We start from the raw sequence: 19531 nt of genomic DNA on the forward strand, positions 1-19531 counted from the left end.
AGTTTTTAATTCCATCTCCTGCTATGAATTTAGATTCTTGCTAATTTGGTGGGGATAAATTTTGTTTAAGTACGCTGGGAATCAGTGCTATTACTCTATTGGCTATTTGTGATGCGGTTTCTTCTTCGCTGACACGGATGTGTAAATCGGCTTGATTGTATAGGGGTTGGCGTTGCTCAAAAATACTTTGTAGTTTGCCTAAAGGATCGGCGGCTTGCAATAAAGGTCTAGTATTATCCTCCTTTAAGCGCTCGTAAAGCACTTTTATCGGCACATCTAACCAGACAATTAAGCCGTAATGCAAGTAACTCCAGTTTTTTTGCTGGGTGACTATCCCGCCACCGGTAGAAACCACTAAATTGGTATAAGCACATACCTCGGCTAAAACTTGACTTTCTATTTGCCTAAATTCTGCCTCTCCTACTTCGGCAAATAGTTGGCTAATCGAGTGCTTAGTTACTTGCTCAATTACCGCATCCGTGTCTACAAACCCGTAGCCTAGCTCGGTAGCAATTAAGCTTCCAATAGTCGTTTTTCCTGAACCCATCATGCCAATCAGGTATAAATTTACTCCTTTCAATAGATTACTTGCTGTAGTTATTCGCATATTCTCGATCTTGTAGTTGCCTAAATTGTTAATCCGGTTGATAGCCTACGCCACAAAGATGTTAGCAATTGAGCGCTAGTTTTTACAGTTCATCTGGAAATCTTGATCTTTATGCTATTTTTATATAAAGTTTACAGAAACTTTATTTGTTCTTTTAACGTCAATTCAAAAATGGTAAACATAAAATTGAAGATTCGACTGTTTAACCAAGCCTAACAGCGCAGTGCTAATAACTCTAACCTTTACAGGACTAGAAGGTTAATAGCTTTTTAATTTAAAAAGTCCCTAGCGCTAAATATATTTTCTAAGGTTTAAGGACATGGCTTCGATTAGTGACCTCGTACAAAAAACCCTAAAAGCTGGTTATCTGACTGTTGAAGCAGAAGAACAACTGCGACAATTGCTGGCTACTCAGTATAATGACGAAGACTTAAATGCTTTTGTTACCCTTCAAGAAGCAACAATGATGGGTCGAGTAAAGCAGGAGTCGCGGGAACGTCTGCAAAGAAGTAAGACAGAAAAGCAGCTTGTTTCTTCTTCAGCCTGTCGCTACGCGAATATGCAGTATTAAAGACCATTTACTGCGTATAAGTACGGTAAATTGGTCAATATTTAGAAAATATTGACAGTAATTAATATAAATTTTTCTACAACAAAAACGAAGTTGAAAGCACGAGAGCGATCCCGTGCTTTTTGGCGTTTTAGCTAAGGGAGTCGAAATAATCCCGGACGCGATTGCGTCGCTTGGGTTGGCGCAATTTCTGGAGGGCTTTTGATTCAATTTGCCGTACTCGTTCCCGCGAAAGGTCTAAAGCTCGTCCGATTTCTGCCAAAGAGTAAGCATGACCATCTCCTAAGCCGAAACGCATCAAAATTACATCCCGTTCGCGATCGCTAAGATCGGTTAGTAAATACTGCAAATCGCGCTGCAATGATTCGCGCATCAATACGTCTTCTGGGGATATAGTATCAGTTTCTAGTAAGTCGCCAAGTTCTGTATCTTTGTCTTTACCTACTTTTGTTTCCAGTGACACCGAGCGCGGGACTCGCAATAAAACGTCCCGCAACTGCTTGGGTGTGATCTCTAATTCGGCGGCGATTTCTTCAATCGTGGGAGTGCGACCTTTTTCTTGGGCAATTTTGCGCTGAACTTTTTTAATTTTGTTCAGCTTTTCGGTGATATGGACAGGTAAGCGGATTGTACGGCTTTGAGTTGCGATCGCTCTAGTTATTCCTTGGCGAATCCACCAGTAAGCGTAAGTGCTAAAACGATAGCCTTTGGTAGGATCGAACTTTTCAACGGCGCGTTCTAAACCGAGAGTTCCTTCTTGGACTAAATCTAAAAGTTCTAAGCCGCGATTTTGGTATTTTTTGGCGACAGACACGACTAAACGAAGATTTGCTTGGATCATGTGTTCTTTAGCGCGAACACCTTGGGTTTGAATCTGCTCTAATTGTTCTACAGTTAATCCAGCAATTTCTGCCCAGCGTCGTTTCCCGGCGGATAACAGGGGCTTGAGTTCCGTTACATTTATTTCAGCATTTTTAGCCCAACGCTCTAAAGAAGGGCGGTGTCCGAGTTCGGCAGTCAAGCGTTCTTGAACTTCAATTAAGCGATTGAAAAGTGTAATCACTTCATCGCCACTACTCGCCGCTTGGGAACATAGTTCTCGCAGGCGCAAATAACGTTGAACTTTTTGAGCTTCGGCGACTTCTTCGTCTCTAGCTAATAAATCCACCCGACCAATTTCTTGCAAATACAAACGAACTAAGTCTGTAGAGCGACGATTGGCGCTTTGCTGTTGGCTGGCGGTTTGCTCGATAGATGTATCCCCTAGGATGTCCTGTACTAAAGAATCAGCTTCTAGGAGGCTGTCTTCTGGCACAAGCTCTAAGGACGATGGGCGATCGCCTTTGGTAGTATCTGCGTAAAAAGATGTTGCTGGCATAAGAATAGTCTCAATGGCTCTGGCGTGACAATAGACTGAATCAATGGTGCTTGTTGTTGCTATTGTTCCCGTCATTTAGCAAGAAATAACATCAAGCGCGAAAATTTCTTTGCTGAATTTTTAACTAAAAGGAAATTTGGATAGCAATTTTTCCCTGCAAGCAATCAACACACATGGTTGAGCAGTTAAGTTGATCTACAACACAACAGATCGATATTCCTGAATTGATTAGTTTCCGCCGCGTTGGCTAATCGTCAGCAAAGGTTTTTAAAGGTAAAATCGCAGTAAATACTGTATCTACGCCTGTTTCACAAGTAGATGCGATCGCCCTTGGCGCTTTGCGTAATTGCATTTTAAAATTTTGGCGATCGCATCTACCACCATTTTTGGCTAAATAACCTAAATTTTGCTAAATCCAGCCGGGTTACTTGAAAACCAAAGTAAATTAGCACTTTAACTCAATTCAAAGACTTGGAACTATAATTTATCAACCATAGTCTGTCGAATATAACGATTGTGGTTGTGTTTATGAAAGTGCAAAAACTATTGAAAGTAGTTTCTCTAGGAATTGGTTTGACGTTAACTTTGGGATCGGCGGTATATGCCGATCAATGTGCTTATACGAGCAAACAGCAAGCAATAGCTGCGGTGTCTCGCTTAGACGAAGGTCAAACTATTTATGAACTGTGCGAACCTTGTGGCGATACTGTCCCTAAAGCTCTCAAAATAAAATCTGTTTCGGCGGGAACGGTAGGCTATGAATTATTGTGGGGAGTAAAAGTTAACGATCGCAATATTGATTTAGCCTATACCTATGTTGATGACGGTAAGAACAAAAATAGAAAAGTGAATTTAGCAAACCTGGCAAGTTGTCCAGCGTCAGATGTTAGTAGTTCTATCTTTTTATCTCAACAGCGATAATATAACTAAAGATTTTTTGGTAATTGGTAATTGCTATGAAAGAGAGTAAGACAGGAGAGTTGCCAACGCCGGGTAAATCATCACACTTTCAGCAGCGCCGATTTTTTTAAGTAGACGATGTTTGCGCAAAGAGGCGATCGCGTATTACTTTTCTACAAGGACGTTACCTAAGGCTTTTAATAATTCCTGTGCAGTGAAAGGCTTAGACAGAAAGCCTTGAGCGCCAATATCTGTAACTTGGGCGAAGTCTTCCGTAGAGGACAAGCCGCTCATCGCCACTATAGAAATTTGCGGGTTTATTTTTTGCAAGGTTTGGATGGCAACTATTCCATCCATTTTTGGCATCATCCGATCGAGTAGCACTAGGCTAATCTCATGTTTATTTTCGGCATATAAAGCTAAAGCCGCAATCCCATCATTGGCAGTTAATACTCGGTAGTTATAGCTTTCTAGAATTGCTTTGGCAATCTCACAAATTGCAGCTTCGTCATCTACCACTAAAATTAATTCACCATGTTCCATTAGTAGTTCTGGATCTTCTATCAGTGGGATTGCTGTTTGCTCTACAGCAGGCAAATACACCTGAAATTTGCTACTTTTTCCTACCTCACTACAAATTTCTATAAAACCGTCGTGGCTTTTGATAATGCCAAGAGTAGTAGACAAACCCAAACCCGTACCTTGACCAACTTTTTTAGTTGTAAAGAAGGGATCGAAAATCTGCTCAACAATTTCCGGGGTGATACCTGTTCCCGTATCGGCAACGGTAATTACAACGAAGGGATCGAAAATCTGCTCAACAATTTCCGGGGTGATACCTGTTCCCGTATCGGCAACGGTAATTACAACATAGAGTCCAACTTTTGCCTCAACACTCATCTGGGCATAGCTTTTCTCAATTTCTAAATTACTTGCACTCAGCTTTAAACTACCGCCATTGGGCATGGCATCACGAGCATTAACTACCAAGTTCATCAACACTTGATGTATTTGCGTCGCATCGGCGGAGACTGTGCTTAAGTCTGGGGCTATATCTATACAAAGTTCAATGGATTTGGGAAATGTCTCTTTGACAATATTGGCGATTTCTAATATTAAGTGTGTGACTTGGACAATAGCGCGTAGGGCTTCGCCCGTGCCGGAGGCATCGCCTTCAACTCCACGCGCAAAGGACAATACTTGCTTAACCAAAGCCGCCCCCCGTCTAACACTAGCTTCGAGGGTTTTTAGCAGTCGCCGATCTTGATCTTGGGGGTATTTGAGTTGCAAAATTTCGTTGGTATGAACCCTTGCAGCAAGCTGGACTGAGTCACAAGTCCTAGCAATTGACCGCTTTCGTCTACTATGGGCAAATGGTGAATTTGATATTGACGCATAAGCGACAACGCCGCGATCGCATCGGTAGCTTTGGATTGAGTTAGGGTAACGACTTCTTTTGTCATCACCTCCGCTAGTTTGAGTGTAGACAAGTCTTTTCCTGAAACAACGAGCCTAACTACATCTCGCGTTGTAAATATTCCTACTAATTGCAATTTTTCAACTATCAAAACACAACTAGCTTGTGTTTGATTAAATAAAGCGATCGCCTCTAACACTGAGGTATTAACTGCAACTGTTAAAAAGGATAGATCGAGTATCTGCTCTAGTGGAGATAGGTTAATGCCCTGATGATTTGGTTGCATAGCAGACACAGCTTGAGCGTAAGTTCAAGCAATAATCACTGGAGAGACATTAAACCCACTATACCTTAAGAAATAATAAATATTTATTTTTTTAATAGTTTTCTTACCAATTAAATGATATAGGCTTTTCGAGCTTTGCAGCGATCGCACTGGCTAAATATTTACCATTGAGTAGGAGATATTAGCTTGTTTAAAGCGTTGCAAAACTTCCGCCAGGCGATCGCATTCAGCGATTAGGCTAATTCTGACATAACCTTCTCCCCCAGTCCCAAAAGCATTTCCAGGGGTTAATACTACGCCCGTTTGTTGCAATACCGAAAGGGCGAAATCTGTAGAACCTATCCCCACTGGGCAAGGTATCCATAGATACATTGTGGCTTTGGTTTTAGGAATATTCCAGCCTAATTCCCCTAATCCCTCAATTAAGAAATCGCGGCGGCGAATGTAGCGATTTTGAACTTCGTGCAAATAAGAATCAGGTAATTGCAGCGCGGTTTCGGCGGCGGTTTGCAAAGCGGCAAAAATGCCGTAATCTAAGTTAGTTTTTAGCGTTCTTAATCCTTGAATAATGTGGCGATTGCCCACAACAAAGCCTACTCGCCAACCTGCCATATTGTAGGTTTTTGATAAAGTATGAAACTCGACGCTAATATCTTTTGCGCCGGGAATTTCTAGTAAGCTAGTGGGCTGATAGCCATCAAAAGCTAATTCGGCGTAACATAAATCATGAACTAAGAGAATTTCGTATTTACGGGCAAAAGCAACAATATCCTCAAAAAACTCGCGGGGTGCAGTGGCAGCGGTGGGGTTGCTAGGATAGTTGAAATAAAGAATTTTTGCTTGTTCGGCGACAGCATCGGGAATATCGGCTAAATCGATTAACCAGTCATTTTCTGGTTTAAGAATAATGCTATGAACTTTACCGCCAGCAATTAAGGGTCCGCGAAAATGGGCGGGATAGGCGGGACTTGGGACTAAAACTAAGTCGCCAGGATTGATATAGGCGATCGCTAAATGGGTCAATCCTTCTTTAGAACCTATTAAGGGCAAAGCCTCGCTATCGGGATCTAATTGGACATCGTAGCGGCGATGATACCAGTTAGTAATAGCGCGACGAAAATTAGCCGTCCCTTCAAAGGGAGGATAGCCATGATTTGCCGGATTTTGCAAGGCGGCGATCGCTGCGTCTACAACAGGCTGAGGTGTAGCGCCGTCAGGGTTGCCCATTCCCAAGTCAATTAAATCTAGACCTTGCTCTCTAGCTTTAGCTTTTAATTCATCTAAACGGGCAAATACATAGGGCGGAAGTGATTGAATGCGATCGGCGGGATTAATCCAACTTAAACTCATTTTTTGACCTCCTCATTGATGCAGATATAGTTGAGGGAGTCTTTATTATTAGTGGGTGCTGTAGTAGAAACCATTGCTGCGAGGAGTTGTTCTACAGCAACTTTAAAAGGCAAGCGATGAATGTCAGAGTTTGGAGCTAAAGCGAGTTCTGCCGATTGTTCTAACTCTTTTAAACTAATATCTTCTAGTCCTAAATCCTTTAGTTTTTGGGGTAAACCAATTTCTGTATAAAACTTTAGTAACTGTTGACGAGAGGTTGCGGCTAATTGATTTCCCTGTACCATTTCCTCTAAACGCAACTGTACCAAAATCCCAAAAGCCACTTTTTCGCCGTGAATGCTGCTATGTACGGGTAAATGAGTTAAACCATTATGCACAGCATGGGCGGCTACAGTCCGACATTCTGCGCCTCCTAGCCCCCCAATTACCCCCGCGAGTAATACCGTTGCGTCTACAACTTCCTTCCAAACAGCACTACCGGGAGATTGCAAAGCGGCGGCGGATTTTTGAAATAAGATATCTCGTAAAACTCTAGCTTGCTGCACGGCAGAAACAATCAAAGTTTGCTCAGAGTTGCCACTACTAACGGAGGCTTCGTACCATTTGGCGATCGCATCGCCAATTCCTGCTACCAAAGTATAAGCGGGAGCAGTGGCAATTAAATCGTAATCAAGCAAAAGTAAATTAGGACAATTTTCGAGGCTGACATCATACAAAAATGCCCCTTCCTCGGAATAAACATTAGATAATGCCGTCCACGCCGCACAAGTTGCCGCACTGGTAGGAATTGTCACGACGGGCAAATGACACTGATAAGCCAATAACTTTGCCGCGTCTAGAGCCTTACCACCACCCACACCAATAATTAAATCTGCTTTATGTGTTTTTACAGCTTCGCGCATAGTAGCTAAACCCGCCTCACTACAATCAGCGCCGTAACTTACGGTACTTGCTTCGAGTTGCTGCGCTGCTAAAACGGGATGCAAGCGGGGTAATGTAGCTTTTAAAGTGCGATCGCCTCCCACAATCAGGGGACGGCTGCCAAAACGGGCGATCGCGTTTCCAGCTTGTTCTAGCAGTTGTTCGCCGCGTAATACTTTAGCTGGGGCGACACTAAGAGTAAAAATTGGAGAGGTTAAGACTTGGTTCATCGACTTTTACGTGGCATCAGGTTTAGGTAATTGAGCAAATTTATCGGGGAAAATCTCAATCTGCATTTGGGTGTCTTCTTTATTGACAAGACTACGTTTGACTTGCCCGATATATAGGGGCTTTGACATTCCTTTTTGGGGGTGAATAATCGTTCTAGCCCGAATAATTAGTTTATCTTCCTCTTGCCCCAACCGACCATAGGAATACAAGTTTCCGGCGGCTTGACGCAAGGTTGCTTGTAGCTCAGTTTCAGTAATGGTAGGCGCTACAGAAATTACAGCTTGATTTGAGCCAGCATCGTAAACTCTGGCAAACTTTACCGCGCCTGGTACTACTGTCCGCATAATCGGGACTAAACTTAAGGCAAATAATCCCCCTGTAAGTACGCCAAAAAATCCTGTAACGCCGACTAGCTGAAATCTAGCCGCCCACTTGAAACTAAAACCTAACACTGCTAAAAAAGCACAGAATAAAGTGAGAATACCTATCCATTGGGCAAAGGTGAGAAAAGTAGCAGTAGTTGGCATTGACTTAATTTACTCGTTTTCATTACTTATAGGTTCTGCTTGGTCGTTTTCCAAAGCAGCTTTGATTGTATGCCAAGAGAGATTAGCACATTTAATTCTGACTGGAAATTGAGCTACGCCTTGCATAACATTTAGTTTCCTTAATTCTTTGGGAAACTCCTCTTCACCTTTCATCATGCCTTGAAAGCGTTTCACCATTGTCAAAGCTTCGTCTATTTGTTTACCGCGCAAAGCATCTGCCATCAAGTCTGCGGAAGCCATGGCGATCGCGCAGCCTTCACCAACAAACTTTACATCCTCAATGCGATCGCCCGTATCGTTTAGCTGTACGGTTAGTTCAATCGTATCGCCACAAGAAGGGTTATGTCCCCGTTGCTGGCGGTGGATAGGGTTTGTTTGCCCTTTATGACGCGGTTTTTTGTAGTGTTCTAGTATTACCTGCTGATATAAATCGCGGACATTGCTTAAAGCCATAGCTTGAATAATCAATACATTATTCTTTTATCCTATCAGTCCGCTAATTTTCTGCTCTGTCAGCACGTCAATAAATCCCATACTTCAACTAAGCGCAAGTATAATAAAGTACATTAGATACTGATTAACTACTGCTCAAGCTTGTTAGTTTCTTTAAAGTAGACGCTGAAAAAAGTAAGTAACGGTTGGCAGTTTGTAAGGGAGAATAATCTTGAAAATTTTGTTTAAAGTCAGTTATATAAACTGTTTAAGCTTTTTCCTTTAAAATGACAATGTAGAGCATTTGGTGATATCGGCGATATTTCAGCACTAGATAAAAATAATAAATTGGTAATAATTGAACTCAAAAATGTCGAAGCTCGATACATTGTTCAACAACTTACCCGTTATTACCATAGGAAGCTATGCGATCGCCATACCTTAATATTTTACCCTTCAAGACAATACTTTAATGGAGATGGATTTTATTAAATCCATCTCCATTTTGCTGTCTAATGGGCTTCTAGAGATTCCTTGTGCTATACCAACCGACCTATATTTAGGTGGCGGGTATTATAACTTAAGGACTAACCAAAAAATCAGTGCGGTATGTTAACAACTTAGTTTTTTAAGAGATGCCAACTAAAAAGTTACAGCAATCGTAGCTTGACATTTTTCACCAGTAGCAGGGTTAGCTGCCATGGCTGTCACTATATTCTGTCCGGGGGGATTAGAAAAGCGACTATTAATGCTAAAAGAACCGCTAGGAGCTTGTGTTACTACATTGTTGCTTCTAAACACCGGAGTGCGATCGCGTCTAATGACCACCGACCACCTTTGACCATTTCGATTTTGATCTACTTCAAATTCAGTTTCAATCAAGGGATTATTTCGGTTATCGTCATCAGGGCTAACTTTAAGCTTCCAGGTGCTTTTAGCCGTACAAACTCCGGTTTTAATAATATCGCCTCTTTTGGCAAAGGCAACCGGAGTTACACCTAAAGATGCCGCTCCAATTATTCCTGCTAAACCCAAACAAATTGCTTTACGCACGATAATATCTCCACCAAAAATATTTGTTACAATTGTTACAAGTTTCATTGTTTTATTCTACTACCTCCAGAAATATACTGAGGGCTTTGGCAGTATTTCACACAACATTTAAAGTTACTGCATAGTTACACAAAAAGCTGTCGGAATATGCCTCACACAGCTTTTTGAGCAACTCATTTCTAATTAGAAATAACATTAGTCAAACAAAAGCGGCAGGTATACTTCAAAAAGTATAGAGCGATCGCGTTTATACTGTTACGCTACCTTAGAGCTTTTTTAGTTCGGCGGTCTTGAGGCTGAGTATGTATAAAAAATTATTGTTATTTTTGCAATAGCAAGTCAGCACGGGGATTAAAAGTTTCAATTTGTCGCAATTTTTCGTACAATTCCTTTTCTTGAGAACTAATAGTTTTAGGAATGACAATCTGAATTTTTACCAATTGGTCGCCGCGTCTACCTTGGTCATCAATGTAACCTTTATTTGCTAGGCGCAACCGTTGACCAGATTTCACCCCGGCGGGTAAATTCATTTGTACTAAACCGTCTAAAGTTGGCACTTCTACCGGATTACCTAAAACCGCTTCGCTAGGAGTAATGGGAAGTTTAACGGCAATATCGTTACCTTCAAGAAGAAAGTAATCGTGGGGAGAGACGGTAATTTTTAAAAATAGGTCGCCACCTCCTACCCCTTGTTCTTTCAAGCGGATAGTTTGCCCGGTAAACATCCCTGGAGGCATATCTACTTCAAGGCTGCGCCCATCTTCTAGCCTAATTCTCTCCGCCCCACCTTCATAAGCTTTTTCTAAAGGGACAACTAGCTTGGCTTCAATATTGCGACGACTGGGACGCGGAGTAACGGTAGTGGCGTATTTTGTTGTCCCAGGACGAAAAGGATCATCGTCATTACTGGCTTTGTTGTTGCGTCCTAGCACTTGGTCGATAAAACTCTCAAAATCGGCAAACTCGTCTAATTCTGTCTCACGAGTACCGCGCTTAAAAATGCTTTTTCCAGCTTTACCGCGAGACTTCTGTTGCCAAGACAAGCTAAAACGATCATATTGCGATCGCTTATTTGGATCGCCTAGAATTTCGTAAGCTTCCCCAATATCCTTAAACTTTTCCTCAGCTTCTTTGTTTCCCGGATTCAAATCGGGGTGATATTGCCTAGCCAATCGCCGGAAAACCTTTTTGATTTCCTCTGAGGCAACATCTTTCGGTACTCCTAAAATATCGTAGTAATCTTTGAAATTCTGCAAGTTCTGCATATTCTGTAAAAGCGGTTAGTTTAAAATTCTGTTATGCAGCTAGAGCCAATTGTCATCGTTATCATCCCAATTATCTTGATAACTAGGGCGTTGAGGTCGGCGACGGTTATAACCCTCATCATTACTATAATAAGGACGTTCGCGGCGCTGTGGCGGTTCGTAATCATCATCATCATCGGTAAATACGCGCCGAATCGAGTCAAATATGTTGCCACCATCGTCATCATCGCTGTAATACTGACGGACTTCGCGGTTAAGTTCAGCTAAAGCCTCTTTCAAATCGGCGGCCGATTGATCTATACCGCGATCGCTATCTTGGTTAAGATAGTCCCGTAATTGCCGAACTAAAACTTCAATCCTTTGGCGGCGATTGCGAGCAAATTGCATCCCAAAATCCAACGCTACTTGCTTAAGTTCTCTTTCTGCTTCCAAAGTTAAAGCTTCGGCGCGGGTGCGTTTTTCGACTCTTTCTTTACGTTTGCGATCGGAAGAAGCATATTTTTCTGCTTCCTGCACCATTTTATTTACTTCAGCTTCGCTAAGAGTAGACGCACCTTGAATTGTAATACTTTGCTCTCGTCCAGTATTGCGATCTAAAGCGGTTACGAGCAATATACCGTTAGCATCAACATCAAAGGCTACTTGGATTTGGGGAACTCCACGCGGTGCGGGGGGAATTCCGGTTAGCTTAAATTTGCCCAAGGATTTGTTATCCGTTGCCATTTCCCGTTCGCCTTGGATAACGTGGATTTCTACTAAAGTTTGATTGTTTTCTCCGGTAGAAAAGATATCCGATCGCCGTACAGGGATCGTTGTGTTGCGGGGAATCAGTTTTTTCATTACACCGCTAACAGTTTCTAAGCCCACCGATAGCGGCGTAACATCGAGCAATAGTATATCTTTGAGTTCTCCGGCTAAAATCCCGGCTTGAATAGCCGCGCCAACGGCGACAACCTCATCAGGATTGACATTTTGGTTGGGTTCTTTGCCGATTAAACTGCGGACTAATTGCTGTACCATTGGCATCCGCGTACCGCCGCCAACTAAGACAATTTCATCAATATCGGCGGGTCTAAGATTAGCATCGTTTAACGCTCTTTTGACTGGTTTTCGCAGTCTGGCAATTAAGTCTTCGCACAACTCCTCAAACTGACTGCGATTGATGCGGGTTTCTAAATGTTTTGGTCCATCTTCCGTAGCGGTAATAAACGGGAGATTGATGTCTGTGATGTTGACGCTAGATAGTTCAATTTTTGCTTTTTCCGCCGCTTCCGAGAGTCTTTGTAAGGCTTGGCGATCGCGTCTTAAGTCTATTTCCTCTGCGTCTAAAAATATTTCTGCCAGCCAATCGACAATTTTTTGGTCGAAATCATTACCGCCTAGTTGCGTATCTCCACTGGTAGCTTTGACTTCAAAAACACCATCGCCCACATCCAAAATCGAGACATCAAAAGTACCTCCACCTAGATCGAAGACTAAAATCGTTTGACTTTCTTGGCGATCTAGTCCGTAAGCTAAAGAAGCCGCCGTTGGTTCATTGAGAATTCTTCGTACTTCTAATCCGGCAATTCTCCCCGCGTCTCTTGTCGCTTGCCTTTGGGAATCATTAAAATAAGCCGGTACAGTAATTACGGCTTCTGTCACCTTATCCCCCAAGTAGCGGCTGGCATCATCTACCAATTTTTTTAGCACCATGGCGCTAATTTCTTCGGGGGCAAAATCTTTCTCTAAGCGGGGAGAGCGAATTTTGATATTGCCCATTTCATCGCGGCGAATAGTATAAGCAACCCGCTTAGAATCGGGGCTGAGTTCGGCATAATTGCGCCCAATATACCGTTTAACTGCGTAAAAGGTGTTTTGCGGATTAGAAATGGTTTGCCGCCGGGCTAACTGTCCTACCAAGCGTTCGCCATCTTTACTAAACCCTACCACCGAGGGAGTTGTCCGCATTCCTTCGGCATTGGCAATTACTACGGGTTTGCCGCCTTCCATGACAGCAACTACTGAGTTAGTTGTACCTAAGTCTATACCAACTACTTTACCCATGCCTAACCGTTCTCCTCGCGTATCTTGTTTAACACTCGTGTTTGAGCCAATCCTTGGGATTATTGTATCTTGCTCCTCGCTATGTTTTAGATTACGCTGCCGTTAACAGGTGACTTCGCCCTTAAATTTTGCTATTTACTGCTATTACTGAAGGCGATCGCCGCTACTACAATTAAACCTAGCTCTGTTAGCGCATATCATAGCCAAATAAATTGGGGTCAACTTCTCCTAGGTTTAAATCTGCTAAACCGTACTCTTGCCAACGTCTTTCTACCATAGCTGCAACATCGGGATCGGACTCTAACGCCGCCCCCCAATCGTGGTCGGTTTCTGGTGGTATTTTGGTTGTGGCATCAATTCCCATCCGTCCACCTAAGCCAATTTTTTCGCTAGCAAAGTCTAGAGTATCAAAGGGGGTATTCGGAAGTATAAATACATCCCGCGTTGGGTCTACTTTAGAACTTATCGCCCAAACAACTTGTCGCGGATCGCGGATATTAATATCTTTATCTACCACAATTACAAACTTAGTATAAGTAAATTGCGGCAAGGCACTCCAAAAAGCTAACGCCGCCCGTCTCGCTTGACCGGGGTAAGCTTTGTCTATAGAAATAATCGCCGCTTTGTAGCTAAGGGCTTCCATCGGTAAGAAAAAATCAACAATTTCTGATACTTGCTGGCGGAGTATAGGCGTGTAAATGCGGTTGAGGGCGATCGCCATCATTGCCTCTTCTTTGGGCGGACGACCGCTAAAAGTAGTCAAATAAATGGGGTTTTGGCGATGAGTCATACAGTGAAAACGCACTAAGGGCGAATCTTCCACGCCGCCGTAGTATCCCATATGATCCCCAAAAGGGCCATCGGGCATAACTTCCCCCGGTGTAATTGTCCCTTCTAAGACAAATTCTGAGTCGGCTGGCACTTCTAAGTCTACGGTTTTGCATTTTGCCAAATTGACCCCCGAACCGCCGTACAGCCCTGCAAATAGCCACTCGGAGAGGTCTACAGGAATGGGGGTAGCCGCCGCCATAATAATCATGGGATCGACTCCAAGAGCGATCGCAATTTCTAATTTTTTCCCTCTTTCGGCAGCTTTGCGTAAGTGTCTAGCACCACCTCGTACCGAAAGCCAATGAACGGTCATTGTATTGCGCGATTGCAGTTGCAGGCGATAAACTCCAACATTGGGCGTTCCGGTTTCGCAGTCTTTGGTAATTACTAAGCCCAAAGTAATAATTTTCCCCGCATCGCCGACGTAAGGACGAATTAAGGGGAGTCTCGTCAAATCTACATCGTCGCCTTGAATTACTACTTGCTGACAGGCGGGGAAAAAGTCGCGTCCCGGCTTTGCCTTAAGTACGTCAAATAACAACTTCCCAAACTCTACCGCCTGTCCGATTTTTTTGGGGGGTTTAGGTTGCTGGAGCATTCCTAGCTTTTTGCCTAAGTCTTCTAACTCCTCTGGCTGCTGCATATTCATCGACCAGCAAATCCGCTCTACTGTCCCCATCAAGTTTATAGCTACCGGGAAAGCTGCACCTTTAACGTTTTCAAATAATAACCCTGGCCCGCCTTGAGTCAGCATTCGGTTAGAAATCTCGGCAATTTCTAGCTCTGGATCAACTAAAGCACTAATTCGCTTTAACTGTCCGCGATCCTCTAGTTGTTTGATAAATCCCCGTAAATCTCTTGCCATTGTTTCTAGTGCGAAATTTTAAATAATGTTTAGCTGTATTTTTTATTATCAGTGCCTAATCGCAGGGATTGAAGGAGTTTTACGCCTGGTAAGACAAATAATCTTAAATAAAACTTTACCTTTTTAAATTATCGTAATAAATAACTTAGATTCGCAAGCAGCCGGAGAAACTTGGTATGCTAGTTTTTTCCTAAATTATGTCTAGAGTATATGACTTGTTTGTAGCCGGAGGTCCGGTAATGTACCCTTTGCTAGGCTTATCAATTGCTACTTTTGCTTGTGCTTTTGAGCGCGGCTGGTTTTGGTTTCAGTTAACTAGCCAAGAAGATCGAGTTGTAAATGATGTCCTAAAATCTGCTCCCAAAGATTTAGCCACCGCCGCTCAAATCGCTAAACAATTTCAAAGTTTGGCAATTGGTAGGTTTTTATTAGCACCGCTCAAACTCAATCTACCTAGCCCTGAGACTTTTCATTTAGCAATGGAAGCCGCCGCCGATAAAGAATTTGTACAGATGCGGAAAGGCGATAAGTTGCTAGAAACGGTAATTGCGATCGCGCCATTATTAGGTTTATTAGGTACAGTAACGGGTTTAATTACTACCTTTGGCAGTTTAAAAATTGGCGGTGGTGGTAGCAGTGCGGACGCAACTAGAGCGGCGGCGGGTATTGGTGAAGCGCTCATAGCTACAGCGACGGGAATGATTGTAGCTATTATTGCTTTATTTTTTTTCCGGATCTTTGTTAGTTTGCAATCGCAGCAAATGGATTATTTTTCGAGAGTAGGTAGCGATTTAGAATTAATTTACCGTCAAGTGTGGTATGAACCCTCTCAAGCGGCTATACCACAAAGATTTATGGAACAAGACAGTAATTAACAATGCCCTTAAATTCTAGATTCCGCGCTTCTAAGTCTCAAATGCCAGAAATAAATCTAGTACCAATGATGGATGTGTTAATGACGGTTTTAACATTTTTCATCATCATTTCAATGACATTGACGGCGCAACAGCAATCGGTAAATATCAATTTACCTAGTACCAATACTGGCGCAAATACTGTCAAAACTCCCGATCCTTTGGTTGTGGGATTAACTCAACAAGGGATACTGCAAGTCGCCAATAATCCGGTTACTGACGCACAATTAAGCCAACAGATGCAGGTTTATTTGCAAACAAATCCTAACGGTGTGGTAGTTTTGCAAGCAGATAAAAAATTGCCCTACGAGCAGGTAGTACAAGTATTAGGCAAAATGCGGGATGTTGGGGGCGATCGCGTTTCTTTAGCGATCGATGCTAATTAATTAGGTAAACTGTTCCAAGCTACAACTATTGTGCCTTGGCGATCGCTTGTTGGTACTAAGTTGAGGTAGGTAATAAAAGTTTCTTGTTTAACTTCATAAACCATTCCTCCCCCATATTCGCCTTGGGGATTAACCTCAAAACCACTGCTTTTTAATGCGGGAGCAAATATCGTACTAAATACTTGCTCTGGTAATTGATTGGGAATTAAACGAATAGTCCCTAAAGTGTTTGATTTTGGCACTACTTCGTAAAAACCATCTTTCCCTGCACCAAACTTTGAATAAAACAAACTAGGATCAGTTAAATAGCTTTCCGGGTCGTCTATATTTTCAAAATTTATCTCACTAAGAATACCGATAAATGCTTCTTCTTGGGGACTAGCTTTTGCAACATCGTTTATATTTTCTGGACTGAGAATTTCTGAAGCTAATACAATAACTGTTGAACTATTATGATTAATTAAGTTAAGAAACTTAGTTGTATTACCTTTAGTAATTTCAAAAACCTTGGTATCCGATTCATTTTTAGCTAAGGTAAGTTTATATTCTCGCGCCTTTAGCTCTCGCTCAAAGTATTTAGCTACTAAAGCGGTTGCGTCTTTAGTTTGTTGACTAGATTGGTCTAATTCTGCCTTAAATAAACCCAAAGATCCAGGTTGAGCATTTATATATTTAGGAAAATCACCAAAAGGATCGCTCAAGTTAGAAGGATTTGGTAAAGCGATAGTTTCAGTCCCAGAAAAAGCAAGAACTTGAGGAGTTGTTTTTGCAGGTTTAGAATCTGCTGGTACTGCGGGAGATTGTTTAATTACAGGCTGACTAACGGATTTTTGATTAGCTATGAATCTATTAGTTGGGCGAACAATTGGCAATTTGACTGTGGATTGGGAAGTTTTTTTAATAACGCGCGGTGGATTAGAAGAAACTGGCAATTGTGTAATTTTAACTCGCTCAGTAGCGATTTCTTTTTTAGGAAGCTCCGTTTTGTGCGCAGGCGTAGGGGCAAATAGTATCAAACCGTGAAATCCTATAGAAAGCAATAGCATCGGTCGAGCTAGTTGCTGCCATGAATAATTTTTAACAGGATAAGATAGGGTCATATTTTTAGTTAAGCTTTTTTGGTATTGATTAATATAAAAAAATGAACTGCTAAGGCTGAGTCTATTTTGTTTGGCGTTGATGTGTTTAGCCTTAGATGATTAATAACAAAGCATTTTTAGAAAAAATTATTGTTAATTAGCTTATTATCAATAATATCAATAAAACTTAATAAAAAAGTTTTTTAGCAAGCATATATAGGTTTTTTAAAGCAAATTTAATTAGAAATTAACCTCTTTCTCCCCATTACTTAACCAGCATAGTAGTAAATTTATTCAGGGTGACAAAAATAATTCTTTTGATAGAGGTTGAATTTATATGGTTGTGCATAAAACCACTTTTAGGCTTGCTTTTACAGCTTCAGTAGTTACGGCGGCTATGGTGTTAGGGTCTGTAGTTGGAGCTTTCGCCCAAAAAGCAGTAACTTTAAATGGTGCTGGAGCTACTTTTCCAGAACCCCTTTATCAGCGCTACTTTAGCGAACTGCGTAAAGGTAGCCAACCTGTACAAGTCAACTATCAAGGTATTGGTAGCGGTGGCGGAATCAAACAGTTAGCGAATGGAAGCGTTGACTTTGCGGGTAGCGATACAGCGATGACTGACGCGGAAGCCGCCAAAGTTAAAAATGGAGTATTGTATATTCCTACTGCCGGAGGCCCGGTTGCTGTAGTTTACAATTTACCTGGTGTATCGAATTTGAAACTATCGCGCAAAGTTCTACCAGCAATATTTTCCGGTCAAATAACTAAGTGGAATGACCCCAAAATTGCCGCAGATAATGCCGGAGCCAAATTACCAAATAGTCAAATTAAATTAGCTGTACGCGCTGATAGCAGTGGTACAAGCTATATTTTTACCAACGCTCTGAGTTCAATGGATAGCTACTTCAAAGGTAGAATTGGACCTAACAAAACTCCAAAATGGCCCGGTAAGCCAGTAAGCGGAAAAGGAAACCCCGGTGTTGCTCAAATTGTCAAGCGGACTTCTGGTAGCATTGGCTATGTAGAAGCTTCTTTTGCGACAAACAATAAACTCCAATCAGCGCTAGTCCAAAATAGCCGAGGATCATATGTTGCCCCAACTCTAGCGGAAGCAAATAAGGCGCTTAATTCCGTACAGTTCAATTCTGACCACCGCGTTACCTTCAGTAAGTTGGGCAATCCTGGAGATGGATACCCAATTACAGGTTTAACTTGGTTGATGGTATATAAAACTTATACTCAGCCCGGTGATGCTGCTGCTGTCAAGCGGATGGTGCGATGGATCATGACGGATGGACAACAGTTAAACGATAATCTTGGCTATACTCGCATTCCTCAAGGAATTGCAAGTAAAGTTGTTAGCAGTGTAAATAGTGGTGTTAAAGGCCCCTAATTTCTGAAATTTTGGTCAATTAAAACAACTATTGGGGTGTTTCCTAGGGAGATACCCCAATACTTATTTACACTAAGTAGTAAAAATAACTTTATTAGAGATGCAACACTCAAAATATGAAGTAAACGATCTAACAATAATAGATAGCAATAATCATTGGTTAGATAAAGTATTTAGCGGGCTAGTGTGGCTTTTTGCTTGTAGTACGGTTTTGTTATTGTTTTGGATCAGTTGGATAATCTTTGACAAAGCTATGCCTGCCATTGGCAAGTTTGGGCTGGGGTTTTTGTGGAGTCAAGAGTGGGATGTAGGGAGTCTGGTTTTTGGCGCGTTGCCTTATATCTATGGAACTTTGGTAAGTAGCGCGATCGCTATATTATTAGCTTTTCCGGTAGGACTTGCTGTAGCTCTAGTTACTAGCGAGAATTTTTTACCCCCAGTAGTACGGAATCCTTTAGCCTTTGTAATTGAATTAATTGCGGCAATTCCCAGCGTAATTATTGGGCTTTGGGGCATATTTGTGTTAATTCCAGCTTTAGACCCTTTGCAGCAATGGTTATATCAAAATTTCGGCTGGTTTCCTTTATTTAATACGCAACCTGCGGGTTACGGAATGCTAGTGGCGGGTTTGATTTTAGCAATTATGATTTTGCCGACAATGGCGGCAATTTCCCGCGAAGTATTATTAGCAATTCCTAAAGAGTTGCGGAGTGGTTCAATGTCTTTAGGCGCAACTCGTTGGGAAAGTATTTTTGGGGTAATTATTCCGGCGGCGGCTTCGGGAATTGTGGGGGCAGCAATTTTGGCGCTGGGACGGGCTTTAGGCGAAACTATGGCTGTAACTCTTGTAATTGGCAACTCTCCAGTTATTAGTTCTTCTATCCTCGACTTGGGTTATACAATTCCGGCGGTAATGGCTAATGAGTTTGGCGAAGCCCAAGAAGATTTACACGTTGGCGCACTGATGTATCTTGCCTTGATTTTGTTTGTCGTGACTTTACTTGTCAATATGGCGGCGGTGTTGATGGTGCGATTGATTGGTAGCAAACAACAATAAA

20 protein-coding genes are annotated in these 19531 nt (G+C 42.1%); 7 read left to right on the plus strand and 13 right to left on the minus strand.

The features are described from left to right. Nucleotides 1–40: 40 nt before the first annotated feature. Nucleotides 41–607, minus strand: a complete 567-nt coding sequence (locus SYN7509_RS0206560) for a shikimate kinase (protein WP_009634476.1) — start codon at nt 605–607, stop codon at nt 41–43. Nucleotides 608–926: 319 nt separating this feature from the next. Between SYN7509_RS0206560 and SYN7509_RS25310 the strand changes: the two genes are divergently transcribed. Beyond that, entirely contained in the window at nt 927–1178 is a 252-nt protein-coding gene (locus tag SYN7509_RS25310; protein ID WP_009634475.1) for a hypothetical protein, read from the plus strand. A gap of 130 nt (nt 1179–1308) precedes the next feature. On the opposite strand, the gene sigC is transcribed toward SYN7509_RS25310, so the two are convergent. Next, entirely contained in the window at nt 1309–2631 is a 1323-nt protein-coding gene (gene sigC / locus SYN7509_RS0206570; protein WP_009634474.1) for an RNA polymerase sigma factor SigC, read from the minus strand. Nucleotides 2632–3084: 453 nt separating this feature from the next. Here sigC and SYN7509_RS0206580 point away from each other — a divergent pair, with 453 nt between their 5' ends. Further along, nucleotides 3085–3477: a hypothetical protein gene (locus tag SYN7509_RS0206580; protein WP_009634473.1), complete on the plus strand. Its 393-nt coding sequence runs from the start codon at nt 3085–3087 to the stop codon at nt 3475–3477. A 144-nt stretch (nt 3478–3621) separates the two neighbouring features. Here the strand turns inward: SYN7509_RS0206580 and SYN7509_RS25315 are convergent, their stop codons facing one another. The 6 genes from SYN7509_RS25315 to sufU form a co-directional block, all read right to left on the minus strand. Further along, nucleotides 3622–4746 (minus strand): ATP-binding protein, encoded by a 1125-nt coding sequence (locus SYN7509_RS25315; RefSeq protein WP_009634472.1) that lies wholly within the window; start codon nt 4744–4746, stop codon nt 3622–3624. Beyond that, entirely contained in the window at nt 4704–5159 is a 456-nt protein-coding gene (locus tag SYN7509_RS0206590; protein ID WP_009634471.1) for a CBS domain-containing protein, read from the minus strand. The genes SYN7509_RS25315 and SYN7509_RS0206590 overlap by 43 nt, the downstream gene beginning before the upstream one ends. A 153-nt stretch (nt 5160–5312) precedes the next feature. Next, nucleotides 5313–6509: an aspartate aminotransferase gene (locus tag SYN7509_RS0206595; protein ID WP_009634470.1), complete on the minus strand. Its 1197-nt coding sequence runs from the start codon at nt 6507–6509 to the stop codon at nt 5313–5315. Then, on the minus strand, nt 6506–7660 hold the full coding sequence (locus SYN7509_RS0206600; RefSeq protein WP_009634469.1) for an iron-containing alcohol dehydrogenase family protein: 1155 nt from the start codon (nt 7658–7660) through the stop codon (nt 6506–6508). Before SYN7509_RS0206600 ends, SYN7509_RS0206595 begins: the two co-directional genes overlap by 4 nt. A gap of 6 nt (nt 7661–7666) precedes the next feature. Continuing rightward, nucleotides 7667–8188 (minus strand): Ycf51 family protein, encoded by a 522-nt coding sequence (locus tag SYN7509_RS29600; RefSeq protein ID WP_009634468.1) that lies wholly within the window; start codon nt 8186–8188, stop codon nt 7667–7669. 9 nt (nt 8189–8197) lie between these two features. Continuing rightward, complete coding sequence (gene sufU, locus SYN7509_RS0206610) at nt 8198–8677, minus strand: Fe-S cluster assembly sulfur transfer protein SufU (protein WP_432205679.1); 480 nt, start codon at nt 8675–8677, stop codon at nt 8198–8200. A 312-nt stretch (nt 8678–8989) separates the two neighbouring features. Between sufU and SYN7509_RS30080 the strand changes: the two genes are divergently transcribed. Further along, entirely contained in the window at nt 8990–9133 is a 144-nt protein-coding gene (locus SYN7509_RS30080) for a hypothetical protein (RefSeq protein WP_158506138.1), read from the plus strand. 150 nt (nt 9134–9283) lie between these two features. Here the strand turns inward: SYN7509_RS30080 and SYN7509_RS0206615 are convergent, their stop codons facing one another. The 4 genes from SYN7509_RS0206615 to SYN7509_RS0206630 form a co-directional block, all read right to left on the minus strand. Next, nucleotides 9284–9742 carry a hypothetical protein gene (locus tag SYN7509_RS0206615; RefSeq protein ID WP_009634466.1) on the minus strand — a complete coding sequence of 153 codons (459 nt, stop codon included), beginning with the start codon at nt 9740–9742 and terminating at the stop codon, nt 9284–9286. Nucleotides 9743–10014: 272 nt separating this feature from the next. Next, the gene (locus tag SYN7509_RS0206620) at nt 10015–10950 is read right to left on the minus strand and encodes a DnaJ C-terminal domain-containing protein (protein WP_202807284.1); all 936 of its coding nucleotides are present in this window, start codon (nt 10948–10950) and stop codon (nt 10015–10017) included. A gap of 48 nt (nt 10951–10998) precedes the next feature. Next, nucleotides 10999–13005: a molecular chaperone DnaK gene (gene dnaK / locus SYN7509_RS0206625; protein ID WP_009634464.1), complete on the minus strand. Its 2007-nt coding sequence runs from the start codon at nt 13003–13005 to the stop codon at nt 10999–11001. Between the two features lie 187 nt (nt 13006–13192). Beyond that, a complete protein-coding gene (locus SYN7509_RS0206630; RefSeq protein ID WP_009634463.1) occupies nt 13193–14701 on the minus strand; it encodes a UbiD family decarboxylase in 1509 nt (502 codons plus the stop codon). A 197-nt stretch (nt 14702–14898) separates the two neighbouring features. On the opposite strand from SYN7509_RS0206630, the gene SYN7509_RS0206635 reads away from it, so the two are divergent. Together SYN7509_RS0206635 and SYN7509_RS0206640 are read left to right on the plus strand one after the other, a co-directional pair. Continuing rightward, entirely contained in the window at nt 14899–15576 is a 678-nt protein-coding gene (locus SYN7509_RS0206635) for a MotA/TolQ/ExbB proton channel family protein (protein ID WP_009634462.1), read from the plus strand. Nucleotides 15577–15578: 2 nt separating this feature from the next. Further along, entirely contained in the window at nt 15579–16001 is a 423-nt protein-coding gene (locus tag SYN7509_RS0206640) for an ExbD/TolR family protein (RefSeq protein WP_009634461.1), read from the plus strand. Here SYN7509_RS0206640 and SYN7509_RS0206645 read toward each other — a convergent pair. Further along, nucleotides 15998–17101, minus strand: a complete 1104-nt coding sequence (locus SYN7509_RS0206645) for a hypothetical protein (protein ID WP_009634460.1) — start codon at nt 17099–17101, stop codon at nt 15998–16000. The two genes, SYN7509_RS0206640 and SYN7509_RS0206645, sit on opposite strands and share 4 nt — an antisense overlap. Nucleotides 17102–17417: 316 nt before the next feature. Between SYN7509_RS0206645 and pstS the strand changes: the two genes are divergently transcribed. Both pstS and pstC read left to right on the plus strand, forming a co-directional pair. Further along, entirely contained in the window at nt 17418–18473 is a 1056-nt protein-coding gene (pstS, locus tag SYN7509_RS0206650; RefSeq protein ID WP_009634459.1) for a phosphate ABC transporter substrate-binding protein PstS, read from the plus strand. Nucleotides 18474–18573: 100 nt separating this feature from the next. Continuing rightward, complete coding sequence (gene pstC / locus SYN7509_RS0206655; protein ID WP_009634458.1) at nt 18574–19530, plus strand: phosphate ABC transporter permease subunit PstC; 957 nt, start codon at nt 18574–18576, stop codon at nt 19528–19530. Nucleotide 19531 lies beyond the last annotated feature (1 nt).

It is taken from the genome of Synechocystis sp. PCC 7509, from assembly GCF_000332075.2.
Taxonomy (GTDB): domain Bacteria; phylum Cyanobacteriota; class Cyanobacteriia; order Cyanobacteriales; family Chroococcidiopsidaceae; genus Aliterella.